General features: G+C 44.1%; 15 protein-coding genes. 8 read left to right on the forward strand and 7 right to left on the reverse strand.

Going from position 1 to position 16,070, the window contains the following annotated elements; translation table 11 throughout:
* Positions 1-6 precede the first annotated feature (6 nt).
* Together GVT53_RS08760 and GVT53_RS08765 are read left to right on the forward strand one after the other, a co-directional pair.
* Positions 7-828: a 5'-nucleotidase C-terminal domain-containing protein gene (locus GVT53_RS08760; RefSeq protein ID WP_166248299.1), complete on the forward strand. Its 822-nt coding sequence runs from the start codon at positions 7-9 to the stop codon at positions 826-828.
* 3 nt (positions 829-831) lie between these two features.
* Positions 832-1,743 carry a metallophosphatase gene (locus tag GVT53_RS08765; RefSeq protein WP_166248300.1) on the forward strand — a complete coding sequence of 304 codons (912 nt, stop codon included), beginning with the start codon at positions 832-834 and terminating at the stop codon, positions 1,741-1,743.
* 224 nt (positions 1,744-1,967) lie between these two features.
* Here the strand turns inward: GVT53_RS08765 and GVT53_RS08770 are convergent, their stop codons facing one another.
* The 6 genes from GVT53_RS08770 to GVT53_RS08795 form a co-directional block, all read right to left on the reverse strand.
* The gene (locus tag GVT53_RS08770) at positions 1,968-3,473 is read right to left on the reverse strand and encodes a BspA family leucine-rich repeat surface protein (protein ID WP_166248301.1); all 1,506 of its coding nucleotides are present in this window, start codon (positions 3,471-3,473) and stop codon (positions 1,968-1,970) included.
* A gap of 476 nt (positions 3,474-3,949) precedes the next feature.
* Positions 3,950-5,683 (reverse strand): BspA family leucine-rich repeat surface protein, encoded by a 1,734-nt coding sequence (locus GVT53_RS08775; protein ID WP_166248302.1) that lies wholly within the window; start codon positions 5,681-5,683, stop codon positions 3,950-3,952.
* A gap of 780 nt (positions 5,684-6,463) precedes the next feature.
* On the reverse strand, positions 6,464-6,757 hold the full coding sequence (locus GVT53_RS08780; RefSeq protein ID WP_166248303.1) for a hypothetical protein: 294 nt from the start codon (positions 6,755-6,757) through the stop codon (positions 6,464-6,466).
* Positions 6,754-8,754: an NAD-dependent DNA ligase LigA gene (ligA, locus tag GVT53_RS08785; RefSeq protein WP_166248304.1), complete on the reverse strand. Its 2,001-nt coding sequence runs from the start codon at positions 8,752-8,754 to the stop codon at positions 6,754-6,756. Before ligA ends, GVT53_RS08780 begins: the two co-directional genes overlap by 4 nt.
* A 31-nt stretch (positions 8,755-8,785) precedes the next feature.
* Positions 8,786-9,736 (reverse strand): peptide chain release factor N(5)-glutamine methyltransferase, encoded by a 951-nt coding sequence (gene prmC, locus GVT53_RS08790; RefSeq protein WP_166248305.1) that lies wholly within the window; start codon positions 9,734-9,736, stop codon positions 8,786-8,788.
* On the reverse strand, positions 9,736-10,221 hold the full coding sequence (locus GVT53_RS08795) for a GNAT family N-acetyltransferase (RefSeq protein WP_166248306.1): 486 nt from the start codon (positions 10,219-10,221) through the stop codon (positions 9,736-9,738). Before GVT53_RS08795 ends, prmC begins: the two co-directional genes overlap by 1 nt.
* 31 nt (positions 10,222-10,252) lie before the next feature.
* Between GVT53_RS08795 and ribD the strand changes: the two genes are divergently transcribed.
* Genes ribD through GVT53_RS08815 form a run of 4 tightly spaced genes read left to right on the forward strand, consistent with a single transcriptional unit; the run spans position 10,253 to position 13,378 of the window.
* Positions 10,253-11,305 carry a bifunctional diaminohydroxyphosphoribosylaminopyrimidine deaminase/5-amino-6-(5-phosphoribosylamino)uracil reductase RibD gene (gene ribD, locus GVT53_RS08800; RefSeq protein WP_240905180.1) on the forward strand — a complete coding sequence of 351 codons (1,053 nt, stop codon included), beginning with the start codon at positions 10,253-10,255 and terminating at the stop codon, positions 11,303-11,305.
* The gene (locus GVT53_RS08805; RefSeq protein WP_166248308.1) at positions 11,298-11,900 is read left to right on the forward strand and encodes an HAD family hydrolase; all 603 of its coding nucleotides are present in this window, start codon (positions 11,298-11,300) and stop codon (positions 11,898-11,900) included. The genes ribD and GVT53_RS08805 overlap by 8 nt, the downstream gene beginning before the upstream one ends.
* Positions 11,901-12,764, forward strand: coding sequence for an EamA family transporter (locus tag GVT53_RS08810; RefSeq protein WP_166248309.1), 864 nt, complete (start codon positions 11,901-11,903; stop codon positions 12,762-12,764).
* Positions 12,764-13,378, forward strand: coding sequence for an IMPACT family protein (locus tag GVT53_RS08815; RefSeq protein ID WP_166248310.1), 615 nt, complete (start codon positions 12,764-12,766; stop codon positions 13,376-13,378). Before GVT53_RS08810 ends, GVT53_RS08815 begins: the two co-directional genes overlap by 1 nt.
* 197 nt (positions 13,379-13,575) lie before the next feature.
* On the opposite strand, the gene GVT53_RS08820 is transcribed toward GVT53_RS08815, so the two are convergent.
* Positions 13,576-13,974, reverse strand: a complete 399-nt coding sequence (locus GVT53_RS08820; RefSeq protein ID WP_166248311.1) for an acyl-CoA thioesterase — start codon at positions 13,972-13,974, stop codon at positions 13,576-13,578.
* A 201-nt stretch (positions 13,975-14,175) separates the two neighbouring features.
* Between GVT53_RS08820 and dnaA the strand changes: the two genes are divergently transcribed.
* Both dnaA and GVT53_RS08830 read left to right on the forward strand, forming a co-directional pair.
* Complete coding sequence (gene dnaA, locus GVT53_RS08825; RefSeq protein WP_166248312.1) at positions 14,176-15,600, forward strand: chromosomal replication initiator protein DnaA; 1,425 nt, start codon at positions 14,176-14,178, stop codon at positions 15,598-15,600.
* Between the two features lie 16 nt (positions 15,601-15,616).
* Positions 15,617-16,069 carry a low molecular weight protein-tyrosine-phosphatase gene (locus GVT53_RS08830; protein ID WP_166248313.1) on the forward strand — a complete coding sequence of 151 codons (453 nt, stop codon included), beginning with the start codon at positions 15,617-15,619 and terminating at the stop codon, positions 16,067-16,069.
* Position 16,070: the final 1 nt, after the last annotated feature.

Here is a 16,070-nt window from a genome sequence, read left to right on the forward strand (position 1 = left end):
TTTTTGATGATTTTTACAAAGGTAAATAATCTACCAAGACGACTTAACAAAGATACGCACGTGAACAATCTAAAATTTAAACAATTTGTTGTATTTATAACTTTTTGTTTTTTGATATCCTGTAAAAATGACGCCGATAAACTATCGGAAATACAGGGCAAGCAAATTCCCATCGACTCTACCTACGCACAGACCGATTCCATTGAAGCCTTTGTGGAACCGTACAGAAAAAGAATCAACGAGATATTGGACAGCACCTTGGCCTATGCCCCAAAACCATTGTTGCTGAACGATGGGGAACGCACCTCATCCATGGGGAACCTGTTGGCGGACATAGTTCTAGAGCAGGCTGCTCCCATTTTCAATTCCAGAACGGAAAAGACCTTGGATTTTGTGGTGCTCAATGCCGGTGGGGTCCGCTCCATTATTTCGGAAGGGAATGTGACCGCCAGAAACGCTTATGAGGTTATGCCGTTCGAAAATTACATCGAAGTGGTAGAGCTCAGTGGCTCCGCTACCCGGGAACTCATCAATTTTGTGGCAAAATCCTCCCGAAGACACCCTGTATCCGGGATAGAGATCGTTACGGACAAGAACGGTTCGCTCGAATCGGTAAATATACAGGGGCAACCTTTTGACGAGAGCCGAAACTATTTTGTGGCCTCCTCCGATTATTTGGTGAACGGTGGCCCCAGCGTAGGCTTTTTTGACCAAATTGTTTCGAGAACGGCAACGGATTACCTACTGCGCAATGCCATGATAGATTACTTTAAAAAGATGGATACTTTACAGGCAGTAGCCGATGATCGAATCAAACAACTTAATTAGAAGATGAAAAGAAGGGACTTTATCACCAATACTACCGCTGCATCCACTTTAATCGGATTGGGCGGCCTCAGCTTGAGTTCGTGCTCCAATTTGGGCAAAAAACAGATTACCATCCTGCACACCAACGATGTGCACAGCCATATCGACACCTTTCCCCCCAACCACTCCAGACACCCAAATTTGGGCGGGGTGGCAAGGCGCGCTACTCTGGTGGAACAGATCCGTAACGAAAACCCGAACACCCTGCTTTTTGATGCCGGTGATATTTTCCAGGGCACACCCTATTTTAATTTTTACGGGGGCGAGCTTGAGTTTAAATTGATGAGCAAGCTCAAGTACGATGCCGCCACCATTGGCAACCACGATTTTGACAACGGCATTGATGGTCTGCTGGCACAAATGCCAAATGCCACTTTTGAAATGATCAGCGCAAACTACGATTTTACCAACACGGTGATGGACGGGTACGTAAAACCTTATAAAATCTATACGGTAGATGGTATTAAGATCGGGGTGTATGGCCTGGGCATTGAACTGGACGGACTGGTGACCAAAAAATTGTACAAGGAAACCCAATATCTGAATCCTTACGAGATAGCTTTGGACATGGAAAAACAGCTCAAAGAGGAAGAACAGTGCGACTTGATCATTTGCCTATCGCATTTGGGCTATGATTATGAATACCCCGAAAAACCCTGCGATACCCGTTTGGCGCAGCAAACCTACCACACGGATCTGATCATTGGTGGTCACACCCATACGTTTTTGGACAAGCCCGATGTGCGCACTAACCAAAACGGGAACTCCGTACTTGTAAACCAAGTAGGATGCTACGGGATTAATTTGGGCAGAATAGATTTTTACTTTGATTCCGATAAAAACGCATCGGCCAACGGAATTAGTATTACGGTTTAGTCAATGGTTATTGGTTATTGGTTATTGAGTTATTGGGTTATTGGGTGATGGGCGAAGGGTAAAGGGTAAAAGGTTCTCGAACTGACAATTGTTTATTGTTCATTGTAAACTGCTCACTGCTCACTGCCCACTGACTCCCGACCCCAAAAAACAAAACCGGGAAAGCACTTGGCCCTCCCGGTCTCTTTAAAAACAAATAGTATGAAAAATTGCTATTTCAATAATCAATTACATTCTTCAAGAAACTCTGCGGTCCCTGTGAACTCCCAATTGTAATTCAACATCAAATTATCACCGGCAGACAATGCCGCTGCACCACAAACGGTAAGATTATCTATTCCAACACTAATATCGATTGGGCCATTATTTGCATCCACATAACTGTTCCAACCTATTATGGTGGCATTTAGGTTTTCTTTCGACATGCCGCTGTTATCGAACATATTGGACATATCTTCTATACTGCCGATTTTCCACCCTCCCAAATCTTGGTCGAATGCTTCGGCTTTGCTGAACATATAGGACATATTGGTAATATTTTTTGTATCCCAGTCACTAAGGTCTCCGTTAAAAGTAGTTGCACCGCTGAACATAGCACCCATGTCGGTAACATTCTCAACATTCCATAAGCTAAGATCTCCATTAAAAGCTGTAGCTCCAGCAAACATTACCAACATAGAACTAACATTCGAGATATCTGGCACATCTGTTGCGTTATAGATCATATTTTCGCACTCCAAAAAAGCGGCTGTCATTGAATACCACGCTATATCGCCCCATTGCTCAAGACCAATAAGATTGCCCTTAGTGTTGCTATTTTCCATTCGGATGGCCGGAAAAACTCCTTGTATCGCAACGGTATAAGTACCTGCCTCTTCATAAGTATGCTCAAAACTACCCACATTCACCTGAACAATATCTTCCACAGTACCGTCTCCCCAATCAATGGTAAAATCATAATTGTAAGCATTTTGAGTACCAATTACTATTTTTTCACCCGCCTCCTCTGTTTTCCAAGTGGTCACAAAAGAAGTTGGATCATCCGATATGCCCTCCACCTCGTTCAGTACAACGATCTTCACTTCCACTTCGGTGGTTTCGACACCATCCGTAACACTTACTTTGATATTGTGTTCGGTCGCCGTCTCAAAATCAAGGCTCTTATTGGAGGCCAATCTAAGTTCTCCTTTGGTATTTATGGCAAATAGGCCATTGTCGTTCGTGGATATTGTTATTACAAGGTCTTTCGGGTCGGTATCCACATCGATAATCTCAAAAGCATGGATCAACTCATCGGAAGAAATATTTTCACTCACCTCAAATTCATATGCATCCTTGGCAAAGGTGGGGGTACAATCGCAAATGGTGATCTCTGCCGAATCTTCCCTTTCCCCATCCGTGACCGCTACGGTTATCTTTTGCAGCGGAGTCTCCACAAGGTCAAGGGTTTTACCAGTTTTTATGCCCAATGCGCCTGTTGCCCCCTCGATCACGAACAAATCGTTGCTGTTGGCGGTTATGCTAAAGGCCAGCTTGGTGACCATATTGGCATCATAGGCTTTTACCAGGCCCACCGTTTGGGTGTCCGTTACGGTTTTTTCCAAAACATTTAAGGTCTGGTCGTATATTACAGGAGGTTGATTGGCAAATTCCTTTGGCCCATCATCTTTAGAGCAAGACCAAAGTATGGCCATTGCAAACATCGATAAAAACAGTTTCTTACTAGTCATAAGCATGATACATTTATTGCAAATTCAAGCAAGTATCGTGAGAACTTACGGACTTTTGGGCCACCAATTGATGGATGCCCCGTTTGAGTTGACGGATGAGGGATTTGGGTTGATGGGGGATTCGGTTATTGGGTTATTTGGTTATTTGGTTATTCGGTTATTCGGTTATTCGGTTATTCGGTTATTTGGTTATTGGGTTATTGGGTTATTGGGTTAAAGGTAAAAGGTTCTCGAACTGGCAATTGGTAACTGACAATTGGTAACTGTTAATTGTTCATTGTTCATTGTTCATTGTCAACTGCCCACTGCGTACTGCCTACTGACTTCTGACTTCCGACTTCCGACCTCAAATATCCGAATTCTGACTACTCACTACTCAAATCTCACATCTAACCCCAAAAAAACAAAACCGGAAAAGCACTTGGCCCTCCCGGTATGTTATGCAATAAATTGTCTAAAAAATCGTGGCGTCAAAATCAATTACACGCGTCCTCTTCATCTGGGTTACCGGAAAAAGTCCAGCCATAACTTGCCATCAAGTCTGCTTTTGCTTCTATGGCAGTGAGTCCACAAATAGTTAGATCATTAAGGCCCAAATTCACATTTAATGGGGCGGTTTTTAGGGAAGCATAACTATGCCAGCCTATTAATGTTGCATTCAAATTCTCCTTGGACATACCGCTATTGTCGAGCATAAAGGCCATTGTGTTTACATTTCCAATATCCCAACCGCCCAAGTTTTGATTAAAAGCAAGGGCATTTTTAAGCATATTCTGCATTGTGCTTACATTACTAACATCCCAAACACTAATGTCTCTATTAAAAGCATCGGCACCATTAAACATACCATACATAATGACTACATTACCAGTGTCCCACCCAGTAATGTCTCCATTAAAAGCATTGGCTTCATAAAACATACTCTGCATATCGATTACACTGCCAGTGTCCCATCCACTAATGTCTCCATTAAAAGCATATGCTTGAGCAAACATTCCACTCATATTGGTTACTGAGGAGGTATTCCAGTTGAGATCGCCATTAAAGGTTGTTTGCGCGAACATGGATGACATATTAGTGATTGTGGAAGTATCCCAATCATTAAGGCTGCCATTAAAAGAAGCGACGCCTGCATAAAACATGGAACTCAGATCCTTTACATTGGAGAGATTTGGTGCATCGGTAGCATTGTACACCATGTTACCACACTTATAAAAAGCACTGGAAAGATCTTGCCATGCTATATTGCCCCATTGTTCCAAACTCCTTAATTTAGACAATTGTTGAACTGAAAGAGATTGCATTTTAATCGCTGGAAACTCTCCCTGTATGGCCACGGTATGGGTGCCCGGCTCCGCATAGGCATGTTCAAACATATGGTTCTCGGGCAGCTCCTTAATGGTCTCCACGGTACCATCGCCCCAGTCCACGGTAAAGTCATATTCATAATTTTTATTGGCACCCATATAAATGGTCTCATCGGGGGTTGTGGTCTCCCATTTGGTCACAAAAGCAGTAGGGTCGTTGGGGTCAGCCTCTGGTATGTTCTCCACCAAAATGGCAATTTTGGCCTCGGCGGTATTTTCGCCATCGGTTACGCTTACGGTAATGCTATGAGAGGTGGCGGTCTCGTAGTCCAAGGATTTGCCTTCTGCCAAGGTCAAAATACCACTTTCGGAGAGCATAAACAGGTCGTTGGCCTCCATGGTAAAGGTAAGGTCATCTTCATCGGCATCTGTGGCCACCACTTGGCCGATTACCTCAGTATCGGCAATGTCCTCCGCTACGGTAAGCTCTTGGTCTTCCATTACGGGGACTTCGTTGGTCGGGGCAACTGTGATCACTTTAATGGTGATCGTGGCACTTGCCGTGTCCTCCCCATCGTCCACCTTAACGGTAATGTTGTGCTGTTCCTTGGCCGCTGCATCCAAACTCTTTCCGCTCGCAAGGCTCAAGTCACCGGAGGCGGTAATCTCGAACAGGTCGTCGCTGTTTGCTTCAATGGTAAAGGTGAGCGTGTCCCCGTCCTCATCGGAGGCCTTTACCGTACCGATCACCTCGGTATCGGAAATGGTTTCGGCAGCACTAAAGTCCTGCGCGGCTATTACCGGAACATTGTTCTCGTCTTCCGACGGGGTGTCCGGGCCGTCATCTTTACCGCAGGACCACAACAGGGCCACGGCAAACACTGAAAAAAGTATCTTTTTCATGATTTTTTGGATTAATGATTAAATATTTAAGCAAATTCGGGAGTTCTGCCGAGGTTTTGGGCCACTAATTGACGTATGCCCCGTTTGAGTTGACGGATGAGGGGTTTGGGTTGATGGGGGGATTCGGTTATTGGGTTAAAGGTAAAAGGTTCTCGAACTGGCAATTGTTCATTGTTCATGTCAACTGCCCACTGCGTACTGCGTACTGCCCACTGACTCCTGACTTCGGACTTCTGACTTCTGACTTACATTTATGTCTTTTGTCTTATGTCCTGGCTCTTGAGTCTACTCTTGGGTTATTCAGTTATTCGGTTATTCGGTTATTTGTTATTGGTTGAAGGGGAAAGGGATTATTCGATTGTTGGATTGTTGGAAGAGCGGACCCTGAGCGTAGTCGAAGGGTGGATGATTCGGTTATTCGGTTATTCGGTGATTTGGTTATTAGGTTAATGGTTAATGGTTAATGGTTAATGGTTAATGGTTAAAGGATGAAGGATGAAGGATGAAGGATGAAAGGTTCCCGAACTGGTAATTGTTAACTGTTGATTGTTAATTGTCGTCTTATGTCTTATGTCTTGGCTCTTGAGTCTACTTTTGGGTTATTCGGTTATTGGTAATTGTTCATTGTAAACTGCTCTCTGCCAACTGCCCACTGCTCACTGCCCACTGACTCCTGACCTCTGACTTCCGACTTCCGACTTCCATTTTTATGTCATGGTTCTTGGCGCCTTTATCCGACCTCCGCACGCCCGGAATGGATGGTTGTTTATTGTAAATTGATCAAAGATTCGCTTCCACCAACTCCCTCAGCTCCTCCTCGAAGCTGCATTCGGGAAAAGGCTTATCGGCCCGTCCGTACCAATATCCGGCATTCCATTTGTCCCCTTCCTTTCGGTGCAAGTAAGCGTGGATCCAACTGCCCATTTGGGATTTTAATTCTTGGGCAATATCGTGCGAGGATTCCCAATCGCCCTTCGCATCGTGCCAAAGGGATTTTAAGGGTGCGGACCATTCCGCTGGCGGTCTGTACTGGTTCAATGTAGCTTCAAACTCTTCGTAGGTGCTGGGTGTCATACATTCAATTTTTGAAGAAATTCCTGTTCCGATATGATGGGCACGCCCAAACCTTCCGCTTTGGTTCGCTTGCTGGGACCCATATTGTCGCCCGCGACCAAAAAACTGGTTTTCGAGGATATGGACGAAGACACTTTGCCCCCATTGTCCTCGATCAATTTCTTAAGATCGTTACGGCCAATGGTCTCGAACACACCCGAAATTACAAAAGTCTGGCCCTTGAGCAGTTCCGTTTGATTCTCCAATTGCGCTTCGGACAAGGAAAATTGCAGTCCGTAGGATTTTAAACGGTCAATCGTCCCAACATTCGCAGGCTCGGAGAAAAAACTGACCACGCTTTCGGCAATCCGCTCCCCTATCTCGTCCACGGCCACCAGTTGTTCTTGCGAAGCGACCATCAATGCATCTATATTTTTGAAGGCCTTTGCCAGTTTTTTGGCCACCGTCTCCCCCACATATCGGATTCCCAAGGCAAAAAGTACCCGTTCAAACGGAATCGCTTTGGATGCCTGCACGCCGTTCACCAAGTTTTCGGCAGATTTGTCCGCCATACGTTCCAAGGGCAAAATCTGTTCCTTGGTCAAAATGTAGAGGTCCGCATAATTGTTGATCAACCCCTCTTTGAAGAGCAGTTCCACCGTTTCACCGCCCAAACCTTCGATATCCATGGCCTTTCTGGAAATAAAGTGCTGGATACGGCCCGTAATCTGTGGGGGGCAACCAATATCATTCGGACAAAAATGCTGGGCTTCGCCTTCTTTTCTGATGAGTTCCGTGCCACATTCGGGACAATGCGTTATATACTCGGTGGGTTTTGAATTTACGTCTCTTTTGGTGAAATCGACCTTCACGATTTTAGGGATGATCTCCCCGCCTTTTTCCACAAAAACGGAATCGCCTTCGCGCACATCGAGCTTGGCAATTTGGTCGGCATTGTGCAACGAAGCACGTTTTACCGTAGTTCCTGCCAGCAAAACGGGTTGCAAGTTGGCCACAGGGGTAATCGCGCCCGTACGCCCAACTTGATAGGTGATTTTGTTCAATATGGTGGTGGCCTGTTCCGCCTTGAACTTGTAGGCCATCGCCCAACGCGGGGATTTTGCGGTGTAGCCCAGTTCGTCTTGCTGTTGGATGCTGTTTACCTTGACCACGACGCCATCCGTTTCATAGGGCAGATCGTGACGGTGGATGGCCCAGTATTCCACAAACTGCATTACTTCCGCAGTGGATTTACAGAGCTTTGCGACCGTGGGGACCTTGAATCCCCATGAGCGTGCTTTTTCCAATACGTCAAACTGGGAATTTACTCCCAGATCATTGCCGGCTATGCTGTACAATAGGCATTCCAACGGTCGTTGCGCCACCAAGGCACTATCCTGTAATTTTAAACTTCCAGATGCGGTATTTCTAGGGTTCATGTAAGGCTCCTCACCCGCTTCCACACGCTCTGCGTTCATTTTGGCAAAACCTTCCAGTGTTAGGATAATCTCCCCTCGAATATCAAATTTTGATGGATAATCCCCTTTCAATTGCAAGGGAACCGATTTTATGGTTTTGATATTATTGGTCACATCATCCCCTTGAAAACCATCGCCACGGGTTACCGCTTTGGCCAAAAATCCGTTTTCGTAGGTAAGACTGATGGAAGCGCCGTCATATTTTAACTCACACGTGAATTCCACTTCGGCATCCCCCAAAATACGCTGGATACGCTTCTCCCAATCCTCCAAATCCTCTTTGGAATATGAATTGTCCAGCGAATACATTCGATGCTCGTGGGGAACGGTCTCAAAGTTTTTGGTCACCATCCCGCCCACTCTCAAGGTTGGCGAGGTCGGGTCGTGAAATTCGGGATGTTCCGCTTCCAGTTTTTGAAGTTCCTTCAACTTCATATCAAACTCGTAATCGGAAATCGACGGCTCATCGAGCACGTAGTATTTATAGTTGTGCTCCCTTAGCTCCTCGCGCAGGGAGGTTATTTTTTGTTCTATACTCATTGGTTTTCTTTATCAGGATTAAAAAACACCCCTAAAGTCCCCTCGAGGGGACATTTGCTTTTAGCATTCTGTTGTTGCCAAACATATCTTTTCGCAGTTCAATTTCTGAAAAATTACGATGATTGAAAAGCGCTTTGGTCTCCTCACCCAAATATTGATTGATTTCGAAGTATAGGCTTCCATTCTCCTGTAGATGACGTTCCGAAAAATTGATTATGGCTTTATAGAAAATCAACGGGTCTTCGTCCGCCACAAAAAGAGCGGTGTCCGGCTCAAAATCCTTTACATTTTTTTGAATCCCATTCTTTTCCAACTCCCTGACATAAGGCGGATTGGACACGATTACATCAAAAACAAGTTCAGATGCAAATTCAAGTTCAGGATTAAGAATATCTTGGTGCAAAAACGTGATGTCCACCCCGTTTGATGCTGCATTTTTTTGGGCCACTTTCAATGCACCTTCGGAAACGTCCAAAGCAAACACATTGGTGTCCGGAAGATACTTTGACAAGGCAATGGCAATACAACCGCTTCCTGTTCCGATGTCTAAAATCCGTAAAGAATGGTCATTTCGACTCCGCTCAATGACCATTTGGCTCCCTACCCGTGCGGCAGGCGGGCGCACAGCGTCCGAATTAAACGGTTCCTCCTTCTGACAATCGTCCAAAATCCATTGCACCAATTCTTCGGTCTCAGGCCTCGGAATCAGTACATTTTCATCCACCTGAAGCTCCAAATCCATAAAATGGGCCGTTCCCAAAATATATTGAAGTGGTTTTTCCAATTTCAATTCGGACATTGCCTCAAAAAGGGGCTGCTCTTCTTCTTTGGTCAAGGTAATTCCGGGCTGAATCGCCAAGATAAACCGTTGCAACTTCAAATAATGCTCGATACAGGTGTAGAAAAAGGAATCGATTTCCTCTTTGGGATAGATTTCACCTAGTTCCTTATGGAAAATATCTTTGATTTCTTTGAGGAGCATTACAGTTTTTTAAGCATCCAAACGGGGCAGGAATAATGTCCTGTGTTGCCCATTGGGGCATCGATATAGTCAAAACCGTTCTTTTTGTACAACTTTTGGGCGGCCTCCATATAGGGCATGGTTTCCAGATAGCAGGCTTCAAAACCAAACTCCTTGGCCTTGTTCAGGCAAGCTTCGATCATTTTGGCGCCAAGGCCTTTGCCCCTGGCCTCCTCCAAAAAGTACATTTTTTGAAGTTCACAGACGTTTCCATCATAGTTGTCCAACTGCGCCACACCTGCACAGCCAATAATTCGCCCATCAAACTCCACCACAAAATAAGCCGCCTTGGGCACATTATAATTGGAGTACATATCGTCCAAAGCTTTGTCGGCATAAGCGGTGCCCACTTTGGGAACGCCCATATCCTCAAAAACCTTTCGTATTACTTGGGCCACCTGTGCGTTGTCTTCGGGGGTTATTTCACGAATCACCGTATCTCCCATTTTTCTGTATTTAATGTTCTATTTTTGCGGGGTGAATATACATCAAAAATACATCCTTCGCTGCATAGAACTAGCCAAAAAGGGACTGGGAACCACGGCCCCAAATCCTATGGTTGGATGTGTTATCGTTCACGATCAAAAAATTATTGGGGAGGGTTTTACCGACCCCTACGGAGGTCCGCACGCCGAAGTGAATGCCATCAATTCGGTAACGGACAAGAGTTTGTTGAAAGATGCTTCGCTATATGTTACTTTGGAACCCTGTTCGCATTATGGAAAAACTCCCCCTTGCGCCGATTTGATTGCCAAGCACCAACTCAAAGAAGTTTTTATCGGTTTACAGGATCCGCACGATAAAGTGGCAGGAAAAGGCATCAAAAAATTGGAGGATGCTGGCTGCAAGGTGACTGTGGGTATTCTGGAAGATGAATGTAGGGAACACCACAAACGATTTTTGACGTTTCAGGAGAAGAAGCGACCCTATATTATTTTAAAGTGGGCGGAGTCCAATGACGGTTTTTTGTCCCCTGACACCTCCAAACGAAGTGAAAATCCGGAACCCTTTTGGATTACGAATTCCCATTCCAAACAATTGGTTCACCAATGGCGAAGCCAAGAGCAGGCCATTTTGGCCGGAACCAACACCATTTTGGAGGACAATCCCAAGTTGACAACCCGAAATTGGGCAGGCAAAGACCCAATACGTGTTGTTTTGGATCGGGATTTGAAAATTGATTCGAGCCATCACGTTTTGGATAAAGCTGTACAGACCATAATTCTAACGAAGATTGAAGATGCATCAAAATATATAGCAGGCATTGATTATGTGGCAATCGATTTTTCACAACCTTTGGCCCAACAAATCTGCAATGCGCTCCATCAACACAACATCACAAGTGTAATTATTGAAGGAGGGGCAAAAATGCTTCAAACTTTTATCGATGAGAACTTGTGGGACGAAGCCCGTGTTTTTAAAGGTGCGGTTTGTTTTGAAAAAGGTTTGCTTGCTCCGAAATTGTTTGGAACTTTAAGCTATCAAAAGCAAATCCTAACCGACACCTTATCCATTTACCGAAATGATTAAAAATATTATACTCGACTTTGGCGACGTCCTCATCAATCTGGATAAACCTGCCACGGCAAAGGCAATGGTGCAGCACGGGTTTACCGAAGTTACTCCTAACTTGGAAAGCTTGTTTCAGGATTATGAGAAAGGCTTAATTGCTTCTTCTGATTTCTTGGATGAAGTCGCAGCACATTTTCCAAATGCCAGCAGGGAGTATTTAACGCAAGCCTGGAACTCCATTCTTTTGGATTTTCCAGAGCACCGACTAGAATTCATAGAGCAGTTGGCGATGGAAAATCAATATAAAATGCTTTTGCTGAGCAACACCAACGACTTGCATATGGAACGTGTAAAGGAACAAATGGGAATGGAGCGGTTCAATAGGTTCAAAAATGCGTTTGATGTGTTTTACCTAAGTTACGAAATGGGGATGCGGAAACCAGATTCAGAAATTTTTGATTTTGTATTGCAAGAAAACAATCTTGTTCCCGAGGAAACTTTTTTTGTGGACGACGTTAAAGAAAATACCGATTCCGCAGCGGAATTTGGAATCCATGTCTGGAACTTGCAAGTGGGCAAAGAGGATATTACCCAACTAAAATCAAAACTGTAAATGGTATACCTGATCTTGAGCGTTCTGAGCTCGACTTTGATTTTTGTGGTCTTTAAACTATTTGACGTTTTTAAAATCCAGACGCTTTACGCCATTATCACCAACTATGTGGTTGCCTGTGCCGTTGGATTCTTTTTGTACGATGGCCCTGTTGGAGTTAGTGACTTTACCAGTAAACCTTGGCTCATCGGTCCTATATTATTAGGTGTCCTTTTTATTGTGATTTTCAATTTGATGGCCCGAACGGCTCAGGTGTCGGGAGTTTCGGTTGCATCGGTGGCCACCAAAATGTCGTTGGCCATTCCCGTAGTGATGGGTGTTGTGCTTTACGGGGAACAGTTAAGCGCACTTCAAATTATTGGGATTGTGCTGGCACTGGTCGCCGTTTACTTGGCTTCAATCAAAGAGAAGAGCATTAAAATCGTACGTAAGGCACTAATTCTACCTTTATTGGTGTTTCTAGGGTCGGGAGTTATCGATACCAGTATTCAATATTTTGAGGAAATCCACTTGACCGACCAAGAGATTCCAGTCTTCTCATCCATGATCTTTGGCTTTGCGGCTTTTACCGGGTTTATCTTTATCGGAATAAAGGCAATAAAAACTCCCTTAAAAATCAACCTTAAAAATATTGCGGGCGGAATTGCCCTTGGGGTTCCCAACTACTTTTCCATCTATTTTCTGATTCGCGCCCTTCGGGCCGATATTTTGAGTAGTGCTGCTATATTTACCCTAAACAACGTTGCCATTGTGATGTGCTCCACTCTTTTCGGAATTTTGTTCTTTAAGGAGAAACTCAGTCCAAAAAACTGGGGAGGTGTTGTCCTCGCCGTTTTGAGCATAATATTGGTAGCTTTGTTCTGATGGAGAAAAAAGATGATGTTTATAGGACCGTTACCAGAACTTCCCCAGAGATTTTATATAAGGACAGAAAAAGCAAATTCCATGCGCAAGTTCATCCGATTGCTTCCGAGGATGACGTAAAACCGATTGTAGAAAAACTCCGCAAAAAATATCATACGGCCAATCACGTTTGCTACGCTTGGCAATTGGGAACCAAAAACCCAACATATAGGGCCAATGATGATGGTGAACCGAACAACTCGGCAGGAATGCCGATTTATGGACAAATCCAATCTTTTGATGTGACCAATGTGCTGATTACGGTCACTAGAATCTTCGGCGGCACCAAACTGGGGGTGGGCGGATTGATACAGGCCTACAAAACCGCTGCGCAACTTGCCTTGGAAAGTGCCAAAATCGTGAAGAAAACGATCAAGGCGCAATTCCGTCTGCAATTTGGTTATCCAGAAATGGATATTGTCATGCGGACCATCAAACAGAAAGATTTGGACATTGTTTCCCAAAAAATGGAATTGGATTGTGAGCTTATTATTTCGGTTCGATTAAGTGAATCTGAAGAAATTTTTCAACTTTTCGATGAAATGCACGGTGTGGATGTTACCATGATGGATTGACATAAGACCACTGCGTTGTTAGAGATTAGACCTAAGACCGCTACGCTGTAAGATATAAGACCGCTGCGCTGTAGGACATAAGAATAAAGACTTTTCCCGACTCCTGATTCCTGACTCCTGACTCCCGACTCCTGACTCCTTACTCCTTACTCCTTACTCCTTACTCCTTACTCCTTACTCCTTACTTCTAAAAAAAATCAATCATCCAATTTATCCAAGATATAATCGGGGCATTTAATGGGCCTTCCGGTTTTTTTGTCCATAAAGGCCAAGACCGTGTTTGCAGTGGCAAGTAGTTCCCCTGCCTCGTTCAGCAAATCATAATCGAACTCTATCTTCACCATGGGTATGGATTTCAATCGGGTACGTACCGTTAGCAAATCGTCATACAACGCAGACTTTTTGTAGTCAATATGTAAGGAAATTACGGGCAACATTATACCATTATCTTCCATGCTCTTGTAAGTGATCCCCATGTTCCTTAACCACTCCACCCGGCCCAACTCAAAATACTGTGCGTAGTTTCCATGATAAACAACCCCCATTTGGTCGGTTTCTGCATACCGAACCCGAAAAGAATATGAATTTAGACCCATTTTTAACTGAAAAATTATATATTTAGTGGCTTGCTTATTTTGAGGGTAACATGCGAAAAAAAAACAAAACTTTCAATGTCAAATTGATTTTTTTTTTAAAAGATTTGTTCACATATTTGTCGCATCCAATAAGCATCTTATAACCCTTTAGATGCTTACTCTTAAGTTTAAAGCTAACCATTAAAACAAGGAAAAACTTCTATGAGTGCTACTGCTAATTCCGTATGGAACAACTGTTTGGCTTTTATCCAAGATAACATCCAACCGCAGGCATTCAAAACATGGTTTGAACCCATCAAACCTATAAAACTAACTGATAAGGCGCTCAGCATCCAAGTACCCAGCAAGTTTTTCTACGAATGGCTCGAAGAGCATTATGTGAAGCTTCTTAAGGTTGCCATGACCCGTGAATTGGGCAGCAACGCAAAGCTCATCTACGTTATAAAAATGGAGAACAAATACGGCAACAAGGAACCTTTTACGGAACAGATTCCAAGTTCTAACCGTACCGCTGTGGGACCGCAGGAATTGGATGTACCGATTACGTCCAAAAGTCCAGAGCTTAAAAATCCATTTGTGATTCCTGGTATTCGAAATATCAAAATTGAATCCCAGTTAAATCCCAACTATAATTTCGATAATTTCCTCGAAGGTGATTCCAACCGTTTGGCAAGGTCGGCCGGTATGGCCGTGGCCAACAAACCGGGCGGGACATCCTTTAACCCATTATTGGTTTTTGGTGGTGTAGGTTTGGGAAAGACCCACTTGGCCCATGCCATTGGGGTTGAGATCAAGGACAAGTACCCGGAAAAGACCGTGCTCTATATTTCTGCGGAGAAATTCACGCAACAATACATAGAATCGGTAAAAAAGAATACCCGAAACGATTTTATCCACTTTTACCAGTTGATAGATGTACTTATCATTGATGATGTACAATTCCTATCGGGGAAATCCGGGACGCAAGATGTTTTCTTTCATATTTTCAACCATTTGCACCAAAATGGCAAGCAGGTGATTTTGACATCGGACAAAGCTCCTGTGGATATGCAGGACATTGAGCAGCGTTTGCTCTCCCGTTTCAAATGGGGGCTATCCGCAGAACTGCAAAGCCCCGATTACGAAACCCGTGTGTCCATCTTAAAGAACAAATTGTACCGTGACGGGGTTGAAATGCCCGATGACATCATTGATCACGTGGCCAAGAACATCAAGACGAATATCCGTGAGCTGGAAGGTGCCATTATTTCGTTGATTGCGCAGTCATCTTTCAACAAACGCGAGGTTACTTTGGAACTGGCCCAACAAGTGGTGGAGAAATTCGTAAAGAATACCAAGCGCGAAGTATCCATCGACTACATCCAAAAAGTAGTATCGGATTACTTTGAAATGGATGTGGCCACGCTTCAATCCAAAACAAGAAAACGCCACATTGTACAGGCAAGGCAATTGGCCATGTTCTTTGCAAAGAAATTCACCAAGGCATCTTTGGCCAGCATCGGTTCACAAATAGGAAAGCGTGATCACGCGACCGTACTGCATGCATGCAAAACGGTGGACAATCTTGCGGAGACCGATAAACAATTCAGAAAGTACATTGAGGATTTGAGCAAGAAATTCTCTTAATTTTCACAACTCATTTATGAAAACCAAAGTTTTGATGGTCTGCTTGGGAAACATTTGCAGGTCACCTTTGGGCGAAGGCATCTTAAAATCCAAAGTTGATTCGGATTCCGTTTTTGTGGATTCCGCAGGTACTGCAGGCTATCATGTGGGCAATCCGCCCGATAAACGCTCCATTGCAGTGGCCCATAAACATGGTCTGGATATAAGCACCCAAAAGTGTAGAAAATTTTCCAAGCAAGATTTTTCCGAGTTCGATTATATTTATGTGATGGACCGAAGTAATTTTTCCGATGTGGCCAGTCTTGCTTCAAACCAAGAAGAAGCCAACAAGATAAAATTATTGTTGAGCGAGGTCGAATTGGACATTAAAGAGGTCCCGGACCCCTATTACGGTGGTGATGATGGGTTTGAAAATGTATACCAAATGATCGATAAGGCTTGTGAGGCAATTGCGAAAAAACTAAATTAAG

Source organism: Flagellimonas oceani (genome assembly GCF_011068285.1).
In the GTDB taxonomy this organism is placed as follows: Bacteria; Bacteroidota; Bacteroidia; order Flavobacteriales; family Flavobacteriaceae; genus Flagellimonas; species Flagellimonas oceani.

Bases quoted from the DNA above. Each gene is read 5' to 3' on its own strand.
- GVT53_RS08780 (WP_166248303.1), bottom strand. From the start codon at position 6,757: ATGACACCCAGCACCTACGAAGAGTTTGAAGCTACATTGAACCAGTAC.
- GVT53_RS08775 (WP_166248302.1), bottom strand. From the start codon at position 5,683: ATGAAAAAGATACTTTTTTCAGTGTTTGCCGTGGCCCTGTTGTGGTCC.
- GVT53_RS08765 (WP_166248300.1), top strand. From the start codon at position 832: ATGAAAAGAAGGGACTTTATCACCAATACTACCGCTGCATCCACTTTA.
- GVT53_RS08810 (WP_166248309.1), top strand. From the start codon at position 11,901: ATGGTATACCTGATCTTGAGCGTTCTGAGCTCGACTTTGATTTTTGTG.
- GVT53_RS08830 (WP_166248313.1), top strand. From the start codon at position 15,617: ATGAAAACCAAAGTTTTGATGGTCTGCTTGGGAAACATTTGCAGGTCA.
- prmC (WP_166248305.1), bottom strand. From the start codon at position 9,736: ATGCTCCTCAAAGAAATCAAAGATATTTTCCATAAGGAACTAGGTGAA.
- GVT53_RS08795 (WP_166248306.1), bottom strand. From the start codon at position 10,221: ATGGGAGATACGGTGATTCGTGAAATAACCCCCGAAGACAACGCACAG.
- GVT53_RS08770 (WP_166248301.1), bottom strand. From the start codon at position 3,473: ATGACTAGTAAGAAACTGTTTTTATCGATGTTTGCAATGGCCATACTT.
- GVT53_RS08760 (WP_166248299.1), top strand. From the start codon at position 7: ATGATTTTTACAAAGGTAAATAATCTACCAAGACGACTTAACAAAGAT.
- ligA (WP_166248304.1), bottom strand. From the start codon at position 8,754: ATGAGTATAGAACAAAAAATAACCTCCCTGCGCGAGGAGCTAAGGGAG.
- GVT53_RS08815 (WP_166248310.1), top strand. From the start codon at position 12,764: ATGGAGAAAAAAGATGATGTTTATAGGACCGTTACCAGAACTTCCCCA.
- dnaA (WP_166248312.1), top strand. From the start codon at position 14,176: ATGAGTGCTACTGCTAATTCCGTATGGAACAACTGTTTGGCTTTTATC.
- GVT53_RS08820 (WP_166248311.1), bottom strand. From the start codon at position 13,974: ATGGGTCTAAATTCATATTCTTTTCGGGTTCGGTATGCAGAAACCGAC.
- GVT53_RS08805 (WP_166248308.1), top strand. From the start codon at position 11,298: ATGATTAAAAATATTATACTCGACTTTGGCGACGTCCTCATCAATCTG.